The organism is Microbacterium hibisci (genome assembly GCF_015278255.1).
GTDB lineage: Bacteria > Actinomycetota > Actinomycetes > Actinomycetales > Microbacteriaceae > Microbacterium > Microbacterium hibisci.
On the sequence record NZ_JADIJC010000004.1, the window covers coordinates 452821 to 473195 of the forward strand.

The 20375-nt window shown below is 71.4% G+C and carries 15 protein-coding genes; 10 read left to right on the forward strand and 5 right to left on the reverse strand.

Going from position 1 to position 20375, the window contains the following annotated elements:
• The first annotated feature begins 67 nt into the window (after positions 1-67).
• Entirely contained in the window at positions 68-1498 is a 1431-nt protein-coding gene (locus tag IM770_RS10285; RefSeq protein ID WP_203581030.1) for a hypothetical protein, read from the forward strand.
• A gap of 159 nt (positions 1499-1657) precedes the next feature.
• Here IM770_RS10285 and IM770_RS10290 read toward each other — a convergent pair whose 3' ends face one another.
• Positions 1658-2533, reverse strand: a complete 876-nt coding sequence (locus tag IM770_RS10290; protein ID WP_203581031.1) for an SDR family oxidoreductase — start codon at positions 2531-2533, stop codon at positions 1658-1660.
• A gap of 99 nt (positions 2534-2632) precedes the next feature.
• Between IM770_RS10290 and IM770_RS10295 the strand changes: the two genes are divergently transcribed.
• Both IM770_RS10295 and recQ read left to right on the forward strand, forming a co-directional pair.
• Positions 2633-3223, forward strand: coding sequence for a DUF1697 domain-containing protein (locus IM770_RS10295; RefSeq protein WP_239065986.1), 591 nt, complete (start codon positions 2633-2635; stop codon positions 3221-3223).
• A gap of 307 nt (positions 3224-3530) precedes the next feature.
• Positions 3531-5543: a DNA helicase RecQ gene (recQ, locus tag IM770_RS10300; protein ID WP_203581032.1), complete on the forward strand. Its 2013-nt coding sequence runs from the start codon at positions 3531-3533 to the stop codon at positions 5541-5543.
• A 90-nt stretch (positions 5544-5633) separates the two neighbouring features.
• Here the strand turns inward: recQ and IM770_RS10305 are convergent, their stop codons facing one another.
• Complete coding sequence (locus tag IM770_RS10305; RefSeq protein ID WP_203581033.1) at positions 5634-6095, reverse strand: GNAT family N-acetyltransferase; 462 nt, start codon at positions 6093-6095, stop codon at positions 5634-5636.
• 277 nt (positions 6096-6372) lie between these two features.
• On the opposite strand from IM770_RS10305, the gene IM770_RS10310 reads away from it, so the two are divergent.
• On the forward strand, positions 6373-8118 hold the full coding sequence (locus IM770_RS10310) for a formate--tetrahydrofolate ligase (RefSeq protein WP_203581034.1): 1746 nt from the start codon (positions 6373-6375) through the stop codon (positions 8116-8118).
• A 181-nt stretch (positions 8119-8299) separates the two neighbouring features.
• On the opposite strand, the gene IM770_RS10315 is transcribed toward IM770_RS10310, so the two are convergent.
• On the reverse strand, positions 8300-9574 hold the full coding sequence (locus tag IM770_RS10315; protein ID WP_203581035.1) for a GNAT family N-acetyltransferase: 1275 nt from the start codon (positions 9572-9574) through the stop codon (positions 8300-8302).
• A gap of 168 nt (positions 9575-9742) precedes the next feature.
• On the opposite strand from IM770_RS10315, the gene IM770_RS10320 reads away from it, so the two are divergent.
• A complete protein-coding gene (locus IM770_RS10320) occupies positions 9743-9997 on the forward strand; it encodes a hypothetical protein (RefSeq protein WP_203581036.1) in 255 nt (84 codons plus the stop codon).
• Between the two features lie 184 nt (positions 9998-10181).
• Positions 10182-12287 (forward strand): acyl-CoA dehydrogenase family protein, encoded by a 2106-nt coding sequence (locus tag IM770_RS10325; RefSeq protein ID WP_203581037.1) that lies wholly within the window; start codon positions 10182-10184, stop codon positions 12285-12287.
• Positions 12288-12407: 120 nt separating this feature from the next.
• Here the strand turns inward: IM770_RS10325 and IM770_RS10330 are convergent, their stop codons facing one another.
• Both IM770_RS10330 and IM770_RS10335 read right to left on the reverse strand, forming a co-directional pair.
• A complete protein-coding gene (locus IM770_RS10330; protein WP_203581038.1) occupies positions 12408-12809 on the reverse strand; it encodes a glucose-6-phosphate dehydrogenase in 402 nt (133 codons plus the stop codon).
• A 209-nt stretch (positions 12810-13018) separates the two neighbouring features.
• Positions 13019-13567, reverse strand: a complete 549-nt coding sequence (locus IM770_RS10335) for a type 1 glutamine amidotransferase domain-containing protein (protein ID WP_203581039.1) — start codon at positions 13565-13567, stop codon at positions 13019-13021.
• A gap of 101 nt (positions 13568-13668) precedes the next feature.
• Here IM770_RS10335 and IM770_RS10340 point away from each other — a divergent pair, with 101 nt between their 5' ends.
• The 4 genes from IM770_RS10340 to IM770_RS10355 all read left to right on the forward strand — a co-directional run bounded on the left by IM770_RS10340 (position 13669) and on the right by IM770_RS10355 (position 20254).
• Positions 13669-14250 carry a DNA-3-methyladenine glycosylase I gene (locus IM770_RS10340; RefSeq protein WP_203581040.1) on the forward strand — a complete coding sequence of 194 codons (582 nt, stop codon included), beginning with the start codon at positions 13669-13671 and terminating at the stop codon, positions 14248-14250.
• 29 nt (positions 14251-14279) lie between these two features.
• Positions 14280-14888, forward strand: a complete 609-nt coding sequence (locus tag IM770_RS10345) for a TetR/AcrR family transcriptional regulator (RefSeq protein WP_203581041.1) — start codon at positions 14280-14282, stop codon at positions 14886-14888.
• 9 nt (positions 14889-14897) lie between these two features.
• Positions 14898-17186 (forward strand): LLM class flavin-dependent oxidoreductase, encoded by a 2289-nt coding sequence (locus tag IM770_RS10350; protein ID WP_203581042.1) that lies wholly within the window; start codon positions 14898-14900, stop codon positions 17184-17186.
• Positions 17187-17806: 620 nt separating this feature from the next.
• The gene (locus tag IM770_RS10355; RefSeq protein ID WP_239065987.1) at positions 17807-20254 is read left to right on the forward strand and encodes an ATP-binding cassette domain-containing protein; all 2448 of its coding nucleotides are present in this window, start codon (positions 17807-17809) and stop codon (positions 20252-20254) included.
• The last annotated feature ends 121 nt before the right edge of the window (positions 20255-20375 follow it).

A 20375-nucleotide genomic window follows, 5' to 3' on the forward strand; every position in this document is an offset into this window, starting at 1 on the left:
CGCGGCCGATCACCGGCCGTCGACGTCCACCGCGCCTGCCCCCAGGCGATGAACCGGAGTGCTCTCAATGACGAGAACAGAAACCCACACCCACGGCGTCGGCATGCGTGTCGCCGTCATCGTCCTCAGCGTGGCCCTGGCGGCCATGATCCTCCTCTACTTCGTGACCACGTCGCAGATCGCGAACGGCTCGACGAAGCTGGCCGATGGCGCCGGCCAGGCGCATGAGGGCTCCACCGAGCTGGCGGCGGGCGCATCCGTGCTTGCCGCCGGCGCAGGTGAGCTCGCCGCGGGCGCGTCCGACCTCGACGACGGCGCAGCCTCCGCCAGCTCCGGTGCCGCCCGTCTGGCGGATGGCGCATCGTCGGCTGACACGGGCGCCCAGTCGCTCGCAGCCGGCGCCGCGAGCCTGGTCTCCGGTGCCCAGTCGCTGGCGAGCGGTGTCGGCACCCTCGGGACCGGGACGCGCTCGGCGGCCGCGGGGGCGACGAGCCTCGCCGCCGGCGCGAGCATCGCCTCGGATGGCGCCGCAAAGCTGGCAGCGGGTGCGCAGACGCTCGCCACCGGCGTGGGTGCGGCGCACAGGATCTCGGGCGACCTCCTGGTCGGCGCGACGACGATGCGCGACAAGCTGGTTCCCAGCGTCACCGACGACGTGAAGGCGCTGGCGGCGGGCAAGACGCAGATCCAGACCGCTGCCGCCGGCGCTCCGGGCAACTCGCAGAAGCTGGCCGACGCGCTCGCCGCGCTGGCCGCGGCCAACCCCACCGAGCAGATGCAGCAGCTCAGCGCCCTCGCGACCGGCCTCGACAAGCAGGTGGACGGGATCTCCGCCGCCGCGGGCGCCGCTCCACTCCTGGCGGGGGTCATCGACGCCACCGGGGGTGCTCAGCAGCTCGCCGGAGGGCTCAACGCGCTCGTCAACGGCGATGCGTCCAAGGGGTGGCCCGGCACGGTCGGACTCGCGGACCCGGCGAAGGGCGCGCCCTTCCTCGCCTCCAGCGCGCAGTCGCTGAGCGCCGGCACGGCGCAGGTGCGTGACGGTGCGGCGTCGCTGGCGATGGGCACGCAGTCGCTCGTGAGCGGTGTCGCACGGCTGGGCGTCGGCTCGCAGGACCTCAGCGGCGGCGCGACGACGCTCTCCGAGGGCGCCGCGTCGCTCGCCGCGGGAACGGGTGCCCTCTCCACCGGTGCGGCCGATCTCTCCACGGGTGCGACGGCGCTCGCGGAGGGTGCCGGCACGCTGGCTGCCGGCTCCGAGCAGCTCGCGGACGGCAGCGAGACGCTCGCCGTGGGAGCCACCACGCTCGCCGACGGCAGCGGACAGGTCGCCGACGGCTCCGACACCCTTGCGGCCGCGACGGCCGCGACCACGCCGAACGTCCTGCCCTGGATGCTTGGCGTCTCCCTGGCGGGGCTCATCGCCCTCGGGTTCTGGATCGGCCACCGTGTCAACCACCGCGCGCGGGTGACCGGCGGCGAGGCGGCGCTGGCCTGAGCGAGGACACGCCCGGGGTCCGCGCCGCGTGCGCGGGGTCCGGGCGCGTCGGAGGCCTGCTGACGCGGCATCCGCTGCACTTTTCTGCACCTGCTGCGTCGATGCGCGCCGCGGGTGCAGGGATCTGGCGCAGTTGCGCGTCGTGGTCGTGCCTGAGGGTCAGGCGAGGGCGAGGCCGCCGTCGGTCGAGAGCACCTGGCCGACGACCCATGCGCCATCGGGCGTCGCGAGCCAGCCGATGAGGCGTGCGGGGTCGGCGGGCTCGCCGTACCGGCCGAACGGCGTCGACCGCATCCACGACTCGATCTCGTCGAGCGGCCGGTCGGTCGTCTCCGGGTCGAGGTAGCCGGTGTTCACAGGGCCGGGGTCGATCGTGTTGAGGATGATCCCGAGGTCGAGCAGCTCCGCCGCCACGGTCTTCGTGACGCCGGCGAGTGCGGCCTTGCTCGTGGCGTAGGCGACCTCGCCGCGCATCGCGCCGTGGATCTGCCCCGAGGTCATCCAGAACACGCGTCCGGTCGGCTCGGCGAACGGGCCGCTGCGCCCGACGCGTTCGCCGGGCCGCGCGCCGGGGTCGAGGGCGACCGCGTGCAGCGCCGCGAACTCGCGCGTGAGCAGCAGCGTCGAGCGCGTGTTGGTCGCCCAGAACGCGTCGAGCCGCTCGGCGGTCATGTCGAGGATCGATCCGTCGTCGCCCGACTGCGCATGGTTGCAGACGAGGATGTCGAGCCGCCCGGTGAGGGCCCGCGCCGCTTCGACGAGGAGCGGGACGGATGCCGCGTCCCTGAGGTCGGCGCTGAGGTCGCCGAGCTGCGCGTCCGGTGCGAGCTCGGCGCGGAGGCCGTCGCGCACGGCGTCGAGGTCGTCGCCGCCCCACGGCAGGCGGGTGTCGTGCGGGCGGTAGTGGTGGACGAACACGTCGGCGCCGAGCCGCGCGAACTGCGTCGCGACGGCGAAGCCGATGCCGCGACGGCGCGAGACGCCGGTGACGAGGGCGGTCTTGCCGCGCAGCGGCAGGGAGTCTGAGGGGTGCATGCGATGCCTTTCCGTGGACGCCGGGTGACGGCATCCGTTTCGGCGTCCGTGCAGAGCGCGACGGACGGAGTGGTGACGGAGGCGGCTCACTGGCATTGCATGACGACGACGATAACGGATGCCGTGGCACCCGGCATCCGGGATGATGACGGTATGCCGACCTACGTGGCGTTCCTGCGCGCGATCAATCTCGGGGCGACCCGCAAGTTCGCGAAGGACGACATCCGGCGCGTCGTCGAGGAGGCCGGGTTCACCGACGTCGAGACGCATATCAACACCGGCAACGTGCGGTTCGCGACGCCGATGCGCTCGCGCGCCAAGATCGAGAAGGCGCTCGAGGACGTGTTCGCCGCCGACCGCGGGTTCGACGTGCCGACGATCGTCTTCACGGTCGCCGAGGTTCGGGCGATCGCCGACGACGCGGCGACCTTGAGCGAGGAGCATCCGGGCCTCGCGCGGCACTACGTGTATCTGCTGAAGGAGACGCCTTCGCGTGATGCCGTCGCGCGGATCGAGCAGTCAGCGACGGATGCCGGGCAGATGGTCGTGCGCGGGCGCGCGGCGCACGCGCTGCTCGGGCCCGGCTACCAGGCGGGCTACGTCGATCCGCTGAACGCGGCGAAGCTGCTCGGGGTGGCGACGAACCGCAACAGCACGGTGATCCGGGCGATCGCCGAGAAGTGGTGCTGAGCGGGGGCCCCTGCGACGCTCGCACCCGATTCGATCCTCGATCGAGGACGCTTCGGTCCCTGACTGGACTGCGCTTGGATCCTCAACTGAGGACGAGAGCCGAGATGCGGATCACTCCGGGCGTCGAGCTCCTCAACTCGGCCCTCGTCCTCAACTGAGGAAGCCTTCGACCGGACAGGAAGTCCTCCTCAACTGAGGACGCCCCGCGGCTCCTCCACAGACGAGCTGGGCGGGCGGTCGTAGCGGAGGGCCCACGGCTTGCCGGCGACGGGGGACCGCGTCGGATGCCGCGGTTACGCTGGAGTCGATGACGATCCCGCAGGGCGACCCGTACGCCGACATCGCGTGGGAGGCCGACGCCTGGGCGCCGCCTGCCGAAGAGTTCGCGCCTCCGCCCGACGACTCGTGGGCGCCGCCCGAGGACGGCTGGATGCCCCCGCCCGATCCGATGGCGGGTGGGGCGACGCAGCTCGCCCCCTTCGCCGGGGCGGGTCCGCGCCGGGACTTCACCGGCGCCGACGCGGTCACGGTGCTGCGGGAGGTGTACGGGTACGACTCGTTCCGCGGCGAGCAGGGCGCGATCGTCGATCACGTGATCGCGGGCGGTGACGCCGTGGTGCTCATGCCCACCGGCGGCGGCAAGAGCGTCTGCTACCAGGTGCCGGCGCTCGTCCGGCCGGGCACCGGCCTCGTCGTGAGCCCGCTCATCGCGCTCATGCACGACCAGGTCGACGCGCTCGTCGCCAACGGTGTGCGTGCGGCGTACCTCAACTCGACCCAGGCGCCGCCCGAGCGGGCCGCAGTCGAGCGCGCCTATCTCGCGGGTGAGCTCGATCTGCTCTACGTCGCACCCGAACGGCTCAACACCGAGGCGACGCTGCGCTTCCTCGCGCGCGGCATGCTCAGCGTCATCGCGATCGACGAGGCGCACTGCGTGTCGCAATGGGGCCACGACTTCCGGCCAGACTACCTGGCGCTGGGCGCGCTCGCCGAGCGGTTCCCCGGCGTGCCCCGGCTCGCACTCACGGCGACGGCGACACCCGCCACGCACCGCGAGATGACCGAGCGGCTGCAGCTGCCGAGCGCCCGGCACTTCGTCTCGAGCTTCGACCGGCCGAACATCCAGTACCGCATCGAGGCCAAGTCCGATCCGCGGCGACAGCTCGTCGCCTTCATCCGCTCGCAGGGCTCCGGGGCGGCCGGCATCGTCTACGCGCTCAGCCGCAAGTCGGTCGAGCAGACCGCCGAGTTCCTGTCGGCCCAGGGCGTCGATGCGCTGCCGTACCACGCCGGACTGCCCGCCGAGACGCGGGCCGCGAACCAGTCGCGGTTCCTCCGCGAGGACGGCGTCGTGATGGTCGCGACGATCGCGTTCGGCATGGGCATCGACAAGCCCGACGTCCGCTTCGTCGCGCACATCGACCTGCCCAAGTCGGTCGAGGGGTACTACCAGGAGACCGGCCGCGCGGGGCGCGACGGCGAGGCATCCGTCGCCTGGATGGCCTACGGTCTCGGCGACGTCGTGCAGCAGCGCCGCATGATCGACCAGTCGCCGGGCGACCGCGCCTTCAAGACCCGATTGGGCCAGCATCTCGACGCGATGCTGGGTCTCTGCGAGACGGTCGGATGCCGCCGGCAGAACCTGCTGGCCTACTTCGGCGAACCCTCGCAGCCGTGCGGCAACTGCGACACGTGCCTCGACTCGCCCGAGACGTGGGACGGGCTCATTCCGGCGCAGAAGCTGCTCTCGACGATCGTGCGCCTGCAGCGAGAGCGAGGCCAGGCGTTCGGCGCCGGGCACCTCATCGACATCCTCCGCGGCTCGTCGACCGATCGCATCCGCCAGCAAGGGCATGACCAGCTCTCGACCTACGGGCTCGGCGCCGACCTCAGCGAGCAGGATTGGCGCAGCGTCATCCGGCAGCTGCTGGCGCGAGGCATCCTGGTCGCCCGCGGCGAGTACGGCACTCTCGCCCTGGGTGAGCCCGCCGCCGGCGTGCTGCGTGGCGAGACGCCCGTGCCGCTGCGGCGCGACGTGATGGGCCGGTCGGGCGGGGTCGCCCGCGTGCGCAAGACCAACGCCCCCGAGACGCTCGACCCTGCGAACGCCGGTCTGTTCGAGGCCCTGCGCGCGTGGCGCGCCGGCGTCGCCAAGGAGCTCGGGGTGCCGGCCTACATCGTCTTCGGCGACGCGACCCTGCGCGCCCTCGCCGAGCGCCGGCCCGAGAGCCTCGCCGACCTCGACGGGGTCTCGGGCATCGGCGCGAAGAAGCGCGAGGCGTACGGCGAGGCCGTGCTCGCCGTCGTCGCCGCCGCCTGAGCTCTCGCCCGGTGCACGGGCCGCCGGGGTCTCGACCAGATCGGCCCCGTCGCCCCGCGGGTCTGCCGCACCGCGACGGAGCGCGCAGGCTCAGAGCTCCTGCGAGAAGTAGTACGCCCGCTCGCCGGTGTCGGGGTCGACGCCCGAGAAGCCGTGCCGCTCATAGAACCGCTGCGCATCGACGTCGGCCTGGTCGACGTTGATCTCGATCGCCGAAACGCCGTCGCGCCGACAGTCCTCGACGAGGTGCTCGATGATCGCCCCGCCGATCCCGCCGCCTCGGGCGGACGGTGCGACGTACATCTCGTCGAGCAGCGCCACCGGTCCGGGGTACCAGACGTTGGGCCGCAGGCTGACCAGAGCGACGCCCACGGCGGGAGCGCCGCCCAGGAGCGCGAACATCCCCGTCCCGGCGAGCAGCGACCGCAGCCGCTCCGCCAGCACGGCCGGTCCGGGCGTGTCGGTGTCGAACTCTTCGTTGAAGTCGTGCAGCAGTGCGGCGACGGTCTCGGCGTCGTCGACCGTGGCGCGGCGCACCGGGGGTTCGGTCATGGCCCCACGGTAGGGACGCCCCGAGCGATCCGCCAGGGGGCTCGGTCGGGCGAGGGGCCGCCGACGCGCGACCGGCGCGCGATTGGGCCGGCTCCGGCCCCTGCAACGGCGCGGGGCCGGGCCGCTCGCGCCCGCGCGACTTCGGCTCGCACGGGGCCGTGGGACGCGGCATCCGTCGTCCGTCGTCCGGTGCGGGACCGCCACGTGGACGCGACCCCCGCATAGGCTGACGGCAGCGGGCGACGAGGCCCGCGAGGCGCGGGCAAGGGAGTGCGGCGTGGCCACGAGCAACATCGAGATCGCCCAGCAGGCCGACCTCTGGCCGATCACGCGGATCGCCGAGGGCCTCGGCATTCCGGAAGATGAGCTCGAGCCCTACGGACGGTACAAGGCCAAGGTGTCGCTGCGACATCTGCGCACGCTGCGCGAAAGGCCGCGGGGCAGACTCGTCCTGATGACCGCGGTCTCGCCGACGCCGGCTGGCGAGGGCAAGACGACGACGACCGTGGGACTCGGTGACGCGCTCAGCCGCATCGGCGAACGATCCATGATCTGCCTGCGCGAGCCGGCGCTCGGGCCGGTGTTCGGCATGAAGGGCGGCGCCGCCGGCGGTGGCTATGCGCAAGTCGTGCCGATGGAAGACATCAACCTGCACTTCACGGGAGACTTCTCGGCGATCGCGATCGCGACGAACCTGCTCGCCGCGCTCATCGACAACCACGTGCACCACGGCAACGCGCTGGGCATCGACGTGCGCCGGGTCACGTGGCGGCGCGTGCTCGACGTCAACGACCGCGCGCTGCGCGATGCCATCATCGGGCTCGGCGGGCCGTCGAACGGGTACCCGCGCGAGGACGGGTTCGACATCGTCGTCGCGAGCGAGGTCATGGCGATCTTCTGCCTTGCGACCGACCTCGCCGACCTCAAGGAGCGGCTCGGCGAGATCGTCGTCGCCTACACGCGCGACCGCCGGCCGATCCGCGCGCGCGACCTGCAGGCGAACGGCGCGATGGCGGCGATCCTGCGCGACGCGCTCGCGCCCAACCTCGTGCAGACGCTCGAGCACACGCCCGCATTCGTGCACGGCGGCCCGTTCGCGAACATCGCGCACGGCTGCAACTCGTACCTCGCGACCGACTCCGCGCTGCGCATGGCCGACTACGTCGTGACCGAGGCCGGCTTCGGTGCCGATCTCGGAGCCGAGAAGTTCGTCGACATCCTCTGCCGCACGACGGGACTCCGACCGGATGTGGCGGTCGTCGTCGCCACCGTGCGGGCCATGAAGTACCACGGCGGCGTCGAGGTGGCCGACCTGCCGCACGAGAACGTCGCCGCCCTGCGACGGGGCACGGCCAACCTCGTCCGCCACCTGACCACGCTTCACGAGACCTGGGGGATCCCCGCGGTGGTCGCTATCAACCATCGAGCGGAAGACACGGATGCCGAGACCGCGGCGCTCGTCGCCGCCGCCGAGGCCGCCGGGGTCACGGCCGTCGTGGCGACGCACTTCACCGAGGGCGGCGTCGGCGCGGAAGACCTCGCCCGCGAAGTCGTGCGGCTGTGCGCCCTTCGACAAGCTCAGGGGCCGGTTGCTGAACCCGTCGGTGCGGCTGCTGAGTCCGTCGGTGCGGTGGCGGAGCCTGTCGAAGTGCTCCGTTTCACCTACCCCGATGACGCGACGCTGTGGCAGAAGATGACCGCAATCGCGACGCGCATCTACGGGGCGTCGGAGGTGACGGCGTCGACCGCCGTCCGCGCGCAGATCAAACGCCTCCAGGAGGAGGGGTACGGCGGGTACCCGGTGTGCGTCGCGAAGACGCAGTACTCGTTCTCGACCGACCCGCGCCTGCGCGGTGCGCCCTCGGGTCATGTCGTCGACGTCCGCGAGGTGCGTCTGGCCGCCGGAGCGCGGTTCGTCGTGATGATCTGCGGCGACATCATGACCATGCCCGGGCTGCCGGCCGCGCCGGCGGCGAACACCATCGACGTCGACGAGGACGGCCGCATCATCGGGCTGTTCTGACCGTGCTCCAGGACGTCCGTCGGTCCGCCGGCCTCTCTTCTCGTGAGAGAACAGCTGGTCGACGAAAGGAAGGGAAGCAACCCGCATCTCGTCCACCAGCTGTACTCTCCCGGTCGGTCGCAGACGGCGAGGGGCCGGGGCGGCGCGGGCGACGGGACGCTGGGGGCGAGCGCGGGGGCGGTCAGGCGGGCGGGAAGGTCCGCACTCGCTCAACGCGCAGAGTGTGGGGGAGCGCCGCGGTGTCGCGGCCTCCGTCGGCGCGGGGGAACTCGTAGAGGTCGAGCATGAGCTGCACGGGGTAGTCGATCGTCTGGCGCACGGTTTTGACCCAGCGGTGGTCGATGAAGAACCGGAGTGCGTCGGGCGTCCATTCGACGGCGTAGTCGTGCATCTCGGTGAGATCGCCCGTCACGCGGATCTTCTCGAAGTCGTCGCGGAGGCGCGGGTCGTGCTGCGCCTTGACGCCCACGCCGACCCAGCCGCCCTCGTCGTCCAGTTCGCGGCCGAAGATCTCGGCGATGCACAGTTCGCCGCTGCGCTCGGGGGCGTCCTCGAAGCCGATCGGCCAGCACGCGACCATCGTGTCGGGATGCCGCACCGCGGCCATCCGCACCTCGATGACGCCGAACCGCGGCAGGTGAAGGCGCCGCTCGGGCTGCTCTTCGCGCACCACCAGGCCGTCGCGGAAGCGGTGCTGACCGACCGCGGTGCCGAGGCCGCCGGAGAACTGTCCGGTCTGCAGGTGCGAGACGCGATTGCCGCCGTCGAACTCGGGTGACCAGGGCGCGGTGTCCGCGTCGATGACGAGCTCGAGCGCGTCGGGTGCCACGGAGTACCTCGCGGCGGCGCGCCCGCGGGACGACCAGTGCGGCAGGTAGTACGGCCACCACACCTTCTCGTCGAGCACGCCTTCGTCGAAGCGCTCGTCGAGGTCGGGCTCGCGTCCGTCGAGGTCGAGCGGTGCCATGTCGAGCACCCACGCGTGGAACGCCAGTTCGCCGCCCCGCCACGGGATCGTGCCCGCTCCGCGGCGTTCGAACCCCGCTCGGGCGCACAGCGCGTTCGACGCGGGGTTGTCCTGCCCCGGATACGCGACGAGCAGGTGCCGGTCGCCCCGCTGCGCGACCTCGCGGACGACCAGTCGCAGCGCTTCTCGCGCGACGCCGCGGCCCTGCCACTCGGGGAAGACGTTCCACCCGGTCTCCCACGCGGGCACACCCTCGTGCTCCACCTGCCAGTAGCCGATGCCGCCGACCGGTGCGCCCCCGAGCTCGATCCGGTACATGACCGCCTCGCCGGCAGCCATCAGCCGCAGGTAGCGCTCCTGCCGCTCCTCGAGCTGCGCGGCGGTCTCTGGCCCTCCGAGATGCGCCGTCATCTCGGGGGTGTTGCCGCGCTCGAGGAGCGGCAGGTCGTCGGGCCCCCACGGGGCCAGCGTCACGGCTTCGGGTGTCATCGTCTCCATTGTCGGGCGGTCGGGTGACGCAGCGCCATGGGGGGACCTCCGCGCGCGGTGCGAACCTGCTCGCGATCGGGAGATTCGTCCTTCCGTCGGACCGGCCGCGGGCGCTAGCGTGCGAGTGGCGCCACCAGGCGCCGATCCCCCGAAAGAAGGAATGCCTCGATGAAGAAGCGAATGATCGCCGGTCTCGCCGCCGGTGCCGTGGTGGCGCTGCTCAGCGCGCCGATCGCCGCCTCGGCCGCGCCCAAGCAGTACTCCACCGACCCGCACGGCATGACGAATGGCTCGACCATCAACCCCCACACCAAGACCAACGGCGAAACCACGAACCCGTTCAGCCGCACCAACGGCGAAACGACGAACCCGTTCGGCCACACCAACGGCGACACCACCAACCCCCACGGCAGGACCAACTGACCTCATCGGCGGGCGGGCGCTCTGGTCTTCCGGGGCGCCCGCCCTGTGCGTCTCGCACAACCCGCCCGCGACCCGTGTCGCTCCTGGGTTGTGGATATCCACCAGAGCGTTTGAGCCAGGGTTGTGGGAGTCCTACGGTCGAAGGGAACTCGACCCTTCCCCGTCGCACCGAGAGGTGATGCACATGGCTGACGCCGCCGTCCGCACCAAGAAGCCCGCCGTTCACAAGCGCACCCCCGCCGGAGGGGCCCCGACCGCGCCGCACACGGCGGCAGAGGCATCCGATCCCCGCATCGACATCGCCGCGGTCACCGATCTGCTCCTCGGCACGTGGGGAGAGACCCGTCGCGAGGCGCGCGAGATGATCAAGGACCCCGCGTTCTGGCGCATCGACGGGCAGTCGATGCCCGAGCACCGCGAGCGCGTGCTGACGCAGCTGCACCTGCTCGTCGAGCACGGCGGCTCGCGCCGCGCCATGCCCGAGAAGTTCGGCGGCCAGAACGACAACGGGGCGAACCTCGCCGGGTTCCAGGAGCTCGTGCTCGCCGACCCGAGCCTGCAGATCAAGTCGGGCGTGCAGTGGGGGCTGTTCGGCTCCGCGATCTTCCAGCTGGGCACCGAGAAGCACCACGACAAGTGGCTCGCCGACGTCATCGACGTCAGCCTGCCCGGCGCCTTCGCCATGACCGAGACCGGCCACGGCTCGGATGTCGCGGCGATCGGCACGACCGCCACCTACGACCCCGACACCGAGGAGTTCGTGATCCACACGCCGTTCCGCGGCGCGTACAAGGACTACCTCGGCAACGCGGCGCTGCACGGCAAGGCGGCCACCGTGTTCGCCCAGCTCATCACCGGCGGCGTCAACTACGGCGTGCACTGCTTCTTCGTGCCGATCCGCGACGACGAGGGCGACATGATGCCCGGCGTCATCAGCGAGGATGACGGCGTCAAGGGCGGACTCAACGGCATCGACAACGGCCGTCTCGCGTTCGACCAGGTGCGGGTGCCCCGGTTCAACCTGCTCGACCGCTACGGCCAGGTCGCCGCCGACGGCTCGTACACGTCCGACATCCCGAGCCCCGGCCGCCGCTTCTTCACGATGCTCGGCGCGCTCGTGCAGGGCCGCGTGTCGCTCGACGGCGCCGCGACCACGGGCACCGCGCTCGCGCTCCACATCGCCCTGACGTACGCGAACCAGCGCCGCCAGTTCGACTCGGGTGCCGGCACCGAAGAGGTCGTGCTGCTCGACTACGGCAAGCACCAGCGGCGTCTGCTGCCGCTGCTCGCGCAGAACTACGCGCAGTTCTTCAGCCACGACGAGCTGCTCAAGAAGTTCGACGCCGTCTTCTCGGGCCGCACCGACACCCCCGAAGAGCGCGAGGACCTCGAGACCCTCGCGGCGGCCCTCAAGCCGCTGAGCACCTGGAACGCGCTGAGCACCATCCAGGAGGCGCGCGAGGCCTGCGGCGGCTCCGGCTTCCTCGCCGAGAACCGCATGGTCGGCCTCCACCAGGACCTCGACGTCTACGTCACCTTCGAGGGCGACAACAACGTCCTGCTCCAGCTGGTCGGCAAGCGCCTGCTGTCGGACTACGCCAAGCAGTTCAAGGGGAAGGATGCCGCATCCCTCGCCCGCTTCGCCGCCAAGCAGACCGCCGGCAAGCTGTTCCACGGCGCGGGCCTGCGCCAGCTCGGGCAGGCGGTGGCCGACTTCGGTTCGACCGCGCGCTCCGTGGAGCTGGGTCTGCGGGCCGAGCAGCAGCACGAGCTGCTGGCCGGCCGCGTGCAGCGGATGGTGGCGGATGTCGCGGCCGCCCTGCGCCCGGCGATCAAGCAGTCGCCGGCCGAGGCAGCGGCGCTGTTCAACAGCCACCAGGCCGAGCTCATCGAGGCCGCCCGCGCGCACGGCGAGCTGCTGCAGTGGGAGGCGTTCACCGACGGCGTGAACCGCATCTCCGACGACGGCACGAGGCAGGTGCTCACATGGCTGCGCGACCTCTTCGGTCTGCACCTGATCGAGAAGCACCTCGCGTGGTACCTCATCAACGGCCGGCTGTCGACGCAGCGCGCGGCATCCGTCTCCCGCTACATCGACCGGCTGGCGGCGCGGCTGCGGCCGCACGCGCAGGATCTGGTCGATGCCTACGGCTTCGCGCCCGAGCACGTGCGCGCGCCCATCGCGTCGGGTGCCGAGCGGAAGCGTCAGGACGAGGCGCGCGAGTACTACCGCGCGCTGGCCGCGACGGGCAACGCGCCGGTGTCGGAGAAGTCGCTCAAGAAGAAGTAGGCCCGCTTCGTCGCGAGATCGGGAGATCTGGCGACAGCAGGACGATCTTGGCGCGATCGTCCTGTGCCCGTCAGATCTCCTGTGATCGCGCGACGCGATTCGGCCGGGGCCGGTCGGTGTCTAGGCGGCGGTCCAACCGCACATGCCGCACTCGCCGGTCGCCGACACCTCGACGAAGCAGTTGGGGCACGTCGCGCGCTGGCGCTCGGGGATGACCGGCTTCGGCAGGCGGCGCTCGGCCGCGGGGCGCGACGACTTCGCGCGCGCGGTCGGGGCCGCCGCCGCGGGCTCGGGGCGGGGTGCCGCCTTCGGCACGTGGAACGCGCAGTAGAAGCGCACGTACCCGTCGTGGTTCTTGGGATGCCGGTGCTTGTACGCCCACAGCTCGGTGCGGGGCAGCAGCTCGGAGTCGGGGCCGCAGGCGAAGCAGCGCGTCGGCTCACCCGGGATCACCTCAGCGACCAGCACGGGGTTCTCGAAGGGGACGGAGTCCCGCCAATCCGCCGACGCGACGATCTTCATGGTCCTGCCTCCCAGCCCCGCGAGCGAACAGCCCGACATTCCACGGTAAGCGACGCGCGCGGCATCCGGGAATCGAGACGGTGACGCCCGCCTTGACATCCCCGCGCGGCGCACGGCGGAGAGCTGCGGCGAGTGCGGAGGGGACGGATGCCGTCGCGCGGCGCTTCCGCCACGGCCGGGCGACGCAGCGCCCGACCGTGGCGCCGGGATCAGGCGGACTGGCCCGCGTGCTTCCCCTCGCCGATCTCCTCGACGACCTTCGCGTTGAACGCCGGCAGGTCGTCGGGCGTGCGGCTCGAGACGAGTCCCTCGTCCACGACGACCTCTTCGTCGACCCACGTCGCGCCGGCGTTGCGGAGGTCGGTCTTGAGGCTCGGGTAGCTCGTCAGCGTGCGCCCGTTCACGACGTCGGCCTCCACCAGCAGCCAGCCGCCGTGGCAGATGACGCCGACCGGCTTCTTCTGCTCGAAGAAGCGGCGGCCGAAGGCCACGGCGTCACCGTCCATGCGCAGATGATCGGCGTTCACGACGCCGCCCGGCAGTACCAGGGCATCGAACTCGGCGGCATCCGCTCCCGCGACCGCCGCGTCCACCTTCTGACGGTGACCCTTCTTCCCCTCGATCTCGCCCTGCTCCGGGGAGAGCAGGACGGCCGTGGCGCCGGCCGACGTGACGGCCTCCCACGGCGAGGTCAGTTCGCTGTCTTCGTAGCCGTTGGTCGCGACGAAGGCGACCTTCTTCCCGGTGAGATCAGTCATGCCCGCCACGGTACGCAGGCCGCGTCGCCACCTGCAGGGGGTTGACAGCCGTCCGGCCCGGGAGAGCCCGGGATGTCGGACGGCCGCCATAGGCTGGCGCGGTGAGCACCCGGATCGGTCCCGACGGCCGCGCACGCTGCGCGTGGGTCGGCGACGACCCCGAGTACGCCCGCTACCACGACGAGGAGTGGGGGGTGCCCCTGCACGGTGACCGCGCGCTCTTCGAGAAGATGAGCCTCGAAGGGTTCCAGGCGGGGCTGTCGTGGATCACGATCCTCCGCAAGCGTCCGCGGTTCCGCGAGGTGTTCCACGGCTTCGAGCCGGAGGCGGTGGCCGCATTCGGCGAGGATGACGTGGCACGGCTGATGACGGATGCCGGCATCATCCGCAACCGCGCCAAGATCGAGGCCACGATCTCCAATGCGCGTCTCCTGCTCGACATGGCGCCGGGAGAACTCGATGCCTTCATGTGGTCGTTCGCCCCGGCATCCCACCGCCGTCCCGCCACCTTCGCCGACGTGCCCGCGATCACCCCCGAAGCCACAGCGATGAGCAAGGCGCTGCGCAAGCGGGGGTTCCGCTTCGTCGGGCCGACGACGATGTACGCGCTCATGCAGTCCGCCGGCATGGTCGACGACCACGTCGACGGCTGCTGGCGGGTGAGTTCTCCGCCAAGCGGATAACCTATCCGTTTCGGGTGTAGTGTGGGAGCATGAGCCCCCGAGCCGACGCTGTGCGCAGCCGTGAGCGCATCCTCGAGGCGGCGCGCCGGCACGACGTGCGCGCGCTGCGCCTCAACGACATCGCCCGCGATGCCGGCGTGGGGATCGGCACGGTCTACCGGCACTTCCCGACCGTCACGGCACTCGTCGAGGCGTTGAGCGTCGATGCGCTGGTCCGCCTGGTCGCCGCCGCCGACCGTGCGGCGATCGAGCCCGACGCCGATCGGGCGCTCCGGGGCTTCCTCGACGACGCCTTGACGCTGCAACTCGAGGACGGCGGGCTCGAGGCAGTGCTCACCGATCTGGCGCGCACGGACCCCGTCGTGCACGACGAGTGCGCCGCCGCGCGCGGCAGGGTCTTCGCGGGCTACGACGCCGTGCTCTCACGCGCGCAGCGCGACGGCGTCGTCCGCGGGGACGTCTCGGCCGCACAGCTGCAGCGCCTTGTCTGCGGCGTGGAGCACGCGGTGCGCCTCGGCGCCCCCGCCGACCGCGACCTGCTGCTCGACATCCTGGTCTCGGGCCTGCGTCTCGAGACCGGCACCCCTTCGACATCTCCGGCCACTGCCGCGGCCCGTTCCGCCGCAGTGCTCGGCTGAAAGGACCTCATGGACTACGGACACGCGCTCGAATTCGGCGCGTTCATCACCCCTTCCGCGGCGAACCCCGACGCCCCGGTGCTCCTGTCACAGGTGGCCGAGGCATCCGGTCTCGACCTCGTCACCTTCCAGGACCATCCGTACCAGCCCGCGTTCCTCGACACCTGGACGCTCATGTCGTTCGTCGCCGCGCGCACCGAGACCATCCGCGTCGCGCCCAACGTGCTGAACGTGCCGTTGCGGCCGCCCGCGGTCGTGGCGCGCGCCGCTGCGAGCATCGACGTGCTCTCGGGCGGTCGCTTCGACCTCGGCCTCGGCGCCGGCGGCTTCTGGGACGCCATCGAGGCGATGGGCGGCACGCGGCTCACGCCAGGGCAGGCCGTCACCGCGCTGGAGGAGGCGATCGACCTCATCCGCGAGCTCTGGCGCACCGACGAGCGCCGGGGCGTCTTCACCGAAGGGCGCTACCACCGCGTGCAGGGTGCGAAGCGCGGGCCGCGGCCGGCGCACGAGATCCCGCTCCACATCGGCGCGTACAAGCCGCGCATGCTCTCGCTCACCGGCCGCAAGGGCGACGGCTGGCTTCCGTCGCTCGGCTACCTGAAACCCGGCGACCTGGCCAAGGGCAACGCCGCGATCGACGAGGCCGCGCAGTCCGTCGGCCGCGATCCGCGCGAGATCCGGCGCCTGCTGAACATCGGGCAGCTTGCCGCCGACCCGGAAGAGTTCGCCGAGCGCCTGGCCCGACTCGCGCTCGAAGACGGCATCGGCACGTTCATCCTCGCGACCGACGACCCGAACCTGCTGCAGAGCTTCGGCGAGGAGGTCGGCCCGGCGGTGCGCGCGCTCGTCGCGAGCGAGCGCGGGACGCGCGGGGTGTCGGCGGCGCCGGTGCGGTCGTCGGCGGCGCTGGCAGCACGCCGCGACGGCATCGCGTACGACGATGTGCCGGCCGGCCTCCGGGCGATCGAGCCCGGCGACTTCGAGTACGGCGACGTGCGCGCGACGTACATGCGCGGCGGGGCACCGGGCCTGGTGCTGCAGCCGACGTCCGCGCCCCAGGTCGCCGAGGCGCTCGCCTTCGCACGGCGCCATCCCGAGCTCCCGCTCGCGGTGCGCAGCGGCGGGCACGGCATCAGCGGCCGCAGCACGAACGACGGCGGGATCGTGATCGACCTGCGGCGCCTCGACGGGATCGAGGTGCTCGACGCCGGCCGCCGCCTCGTGCGGATCGGGCCAGGCGCCCGGTGGGCGCAGGTGGCCGCGGCGCTCGGCGAGCACGGCTGGGCGCTGACCTCGGGCGACTACGGCGGCGTGGGTGTCGGCGGGCTGGCGACGGCGGGCGGCATCGGGCTGCTCGCGCGCGAGCACGGTCTCACCATCGATCACCTGCGCGCCGCCGAGGTGGTGCTGGCCGACGGCTCGATCGTGCGGACGGACGCCGCGACCCACCCCGAGCTCTTCTGGGCCATCCGCGGGGCCGGGGCGAACGTCGGCATCGTCACGGCCTTCGAGTTCGAGGTGGACGAAGTCGGCCAGGTGGGGTATGCGCAGCTCGCTTTCCAGGTCGACGACGTCGCGGCGTTCCTCGAGGGGTACGGGCGCATCGTCGAGTCGTCGCCGCGCGACGTGACGCTGTTCCTCCTCACCGGCGGCCCGCGACCGGGGCAGCCCCAGCCTGGCCGCCGGCAGCCTTCCGAGTACATCGTCCAGCTGTACGGGATCGTCGACTCCGACGACCCCGACACGATCATCGCGCGCCTGCAGCCCTTCGCCGAGCTCGCGCCGCTCGTACAGCAGTCGGTGCAGCTCACCACCTATCCGCAGATCATGGCGAACGCCGATCTGGGCCCGCAGCACGGCGCCGGCGAGCCGCACTCGCGCTCGGGCCTGATCGAGCACGTCACGCCCGCCTTCGCGGAAGCGGTGGAACGCATGCTTCAGTCCGGCGCGGTCCCGTTCTTCCAGCTGCGCGCGGTCGGCGGGGCGGTGGCAGACGTGGCCGACGACGCCACCGCGTACACCCACCGGTCGGCGAACTTCTCGGTGGCAGCGCTCGGATCCCACCCCGATCGGCTCGACGCGCAGTGGCGGACGCTCGCGGCGCACCTCGACGGGATGTACCTGAGCTTCGACTCGTCGCTGCGGCCCGAGCGCGTCGCCGAGGCGTTCCCACCGGCGACCCTCGCGCGGTTGCGCGCGGTGAAGGCGGCGTACGACCCGACGTGCGTGTTCCGCGACAACTTCGCGATCGAGCCCGCCGAGCCGGACGAGCCTGCGGACGCCGACGCGGCCTGAGCGCCCGCAGACGAAGCGTCACGAAGTTTCCGGGAACGTCGGGGCGTTTCGTCTCGCTCGTTCCTCGCTCGCTCAACGGCCGGGATACAGGCCGCGGTCGTTGAGCGGAGGGCGCTCCAGCGCCCGCAGACGAAACGCGTCTGGGTTTCCGGGAACGTCGGGGCGTTTCGTCTCGCTCCGCTCGCTCAACGGCCGGGGATCGGTCGTTGAGCGGAGGGCGCTCCAGCGCCCGCAGACGAAACGCGTCTGGGTTTCCGGGAACGTCGGGGCGTTTCGTCTCGCTCGTTCCTCGCTCGCTCAACGGCCGGGGATCGGTCGTTGAGCGGAGGGCGCTCTGGCGCCCGCAGACGAAACGCGTCTGGGTTTCCGGGAACGTCGGGGCGTTTCGTCTCGCTCGTTCCTCGCTCGCTCAACGGCCGGGGATCGGTCGTTGAGCGGAGGGCGCTCTGGCGCCCGCAGACGAGACGCGTCTGGGTTTCCGGGAACGTCGGGGCGTTTCGTCTCGCTCGTCCCTCGCTCGCTCAACGGCCGGGATACAGGCCGCGGTCGTTGAGCGGAGAGGGCGGATCGAGCAGGATTCAGGAAGCGCGGTGTCCGGGTTCACGGGCATACTCGTGCGCATGGCATCCGAGGCATCCGTCCCCCACATCGCCGATTCGCACGAGGTCATCCGTGTCGTGGGCGCCCGCGAGAACAACCTGAAGAACGTCTCGGTCGAGATCCCCAAGCGGCGGCTGACCGTGTTCACGGGTGTGAGCGGCTCGGGCAAGTCGTCGCTCGTCTTCGGAACGATCGCGAACGAGTCGCAGCGGCTGATCAACGAGACGTATCCGACTTTCGTGCAGCAGTTCATGGGGCAGCTGAGCCGCCCCGAGGTCGACGCGCTCGAGAACGTGAGCCCGGCGATCATCGTGGATCAGGAGCGCATGGGCGCCAACGCGCGCTCGACCGTGGGCACGGCGACCGACGCCCACGCGATGCTCCGGCTGCTGTTCAGCCGCATCGGCCAGCCGCACGTCGGGTCGCCGCAGGCATTCTCGTTCAACATCCCCTCGGTGTCCGGCGCCGGTGCCATCACCCTCGAGAAGGGCGGCAAGCAGGTCAAGGAGCGGCGGTCGTTCGAGATCACCGGCGGCATGTGCCCGCGCTGCGAGGGTCTCGGCGAGACGAGCGACGTCGATCTCGACGAGCTCTACGACAAGACGAAGTCGCTGCAGGACGGCGCCATCCAGGTACCGGGCTACAACCCCGACGGCTGGATGGTGAAGGGCTTCTCCGAGTCGGGCTTCGTCGACGCCGCCAAGCCGATCCAGGACTACACCGAGCAGGAGCGCGCGGACTTCCTCTACAAGGAGCCGACCAAGGTCAAGATCAACGGCATCAACATGACCTACGAGGGGCTGGTGCCGAAGATCACCAAGTCCATGCTGCAGAAGGACCGCGACTCGCTGCAGCCGCACATCCGCGCGTTCGTCGATCGGGCGGTGAAGTTCCTGCCGTGCCCCGACTGCGGCGGCTCTCGTCTGAACGAGGGCGCGCGGTCGTCGAAGATCAACGGGATCAGCATCGCGGATGCCGCAGCCATGCAGATCACGGATCTCGCAGCCTGGCTCGACACGGTCGACGACCCTTCGGTCGCGCCCCTCATGGCCGGTCTGCGCCAGACGATCGCCTCCTTCATCGACATCGGGCTGGGCTACCTGTCGCTGGACCGGTCGTCGGGCACGCTCTCGGGCGGCGAGGCGCAGCGCACGAAGATGATCCGGCACCTCGGCTCGGCGCTCACCGACATCAGCTACGTGTTCGACGAGCCCACGGCAGGCCTCCACCCGCACGACATCGAGCGGATGAACCGGCTCCTGAAGCTGCTGCGCGACAAGGGCAACACGGTGCTCGTCGTCGAGCACAAGCCCGAGGTGATCGAGATCGCCGACCACATCGTCGACCTGGGTCCCGGCGCCGGCCGGTCAGGTGGCGAGGTGCAGTACGAGGGCGACGTCGCGGGCCTGCGCGCCTCCGGCACGATCACCGGCCGACACCTCGACGACCGCGCGCGCCTCAAGGACTCCACGCGGGCAGCGACGGGCGCCCTGGAGATCCGCGGCGCGACGCAGCACAACCTCAAGAACGTCGACGTGGACGTGCCGCTCGGGATCCTCACCGTCGTCACCGGGGTCGCGGGCTCGGGGAAGTCGTCGCTGATCCACGGCAACGTGCCGGGCTTCGACGACGTGGTCGTCGTCGACCAGTCGCCGATCAAGGGCAACCGGCGCTCGAGCCCCGCCACGTACACCGGCATCCTCGACACCGTCCGTTCCGCCTTCGCGAAAGCCAACGGCGTGAAGCCCGCGCTCTTCAGCGCGAACTCCGAGGGCGCCTGCCCCGCGTGCCGGGGCCTCGGCGTCATCATCACGAATCTCGGTTTCACGCAGACCGTCGAGACACTGTGCGAGCTGTGCGAGGGGTCGGGCTTCAGCGACGAGGTGCTGCAGTACACGCTCGACGGCAAGAACATCGCCGAGGTGCTGGCGATGTCGGCCGCCGAGGCGGCGGCCTTCTTCACGAAGGGCCCCGCGCACACCACGCTCGTGCGCATGATCGACGTGGGCCTCGGCTACCTCACGCTCGGCCAGGCACTCAACACGCTCTCGGGCGGCGAGCGGCAGCGGCTGAAGCTCGCGATCTCGATGGCGAAGAAGGGTGCGATCTACGTGCTCGACGAGCCGACCACGGGCCTGCACCTCGCCGATGTGGAGAACATGCTCGGGATGCTCGACCGCCTGGTCGAGGCCGGCAACAGCGTCATTGTGATCGAGCACCACCAGGCCGTGATGGCGCACGCCGACTGGATCATCGACATCGGCCCGGGCGCGGGCCACGACGGCGGGACCATCGTGTTCGAGGGCACCCCGACCGACCTCGTCGCGACGGCGGACACCCTGACCGCCCAGCACCTCCGCGAATACGTCGGCGCTTCGACAACCGGGGCGACCGTCCCGGCTTCCGGAGGCGCAGCCGGCTCGTCGCGATCGCGGGGATGGGTGATTGTCCCCATGGATGCCCCCTGATCAGGCCGATTACGATCGGTCAGGTCGACGTACCTCGTCCGGATGCATCGCGGGCGACGGGTTAGGCTGAGTCGTTCCCCCAGGTCTTCGGTGAGCTTCCGGCGCCCCACGCCGGACCGTA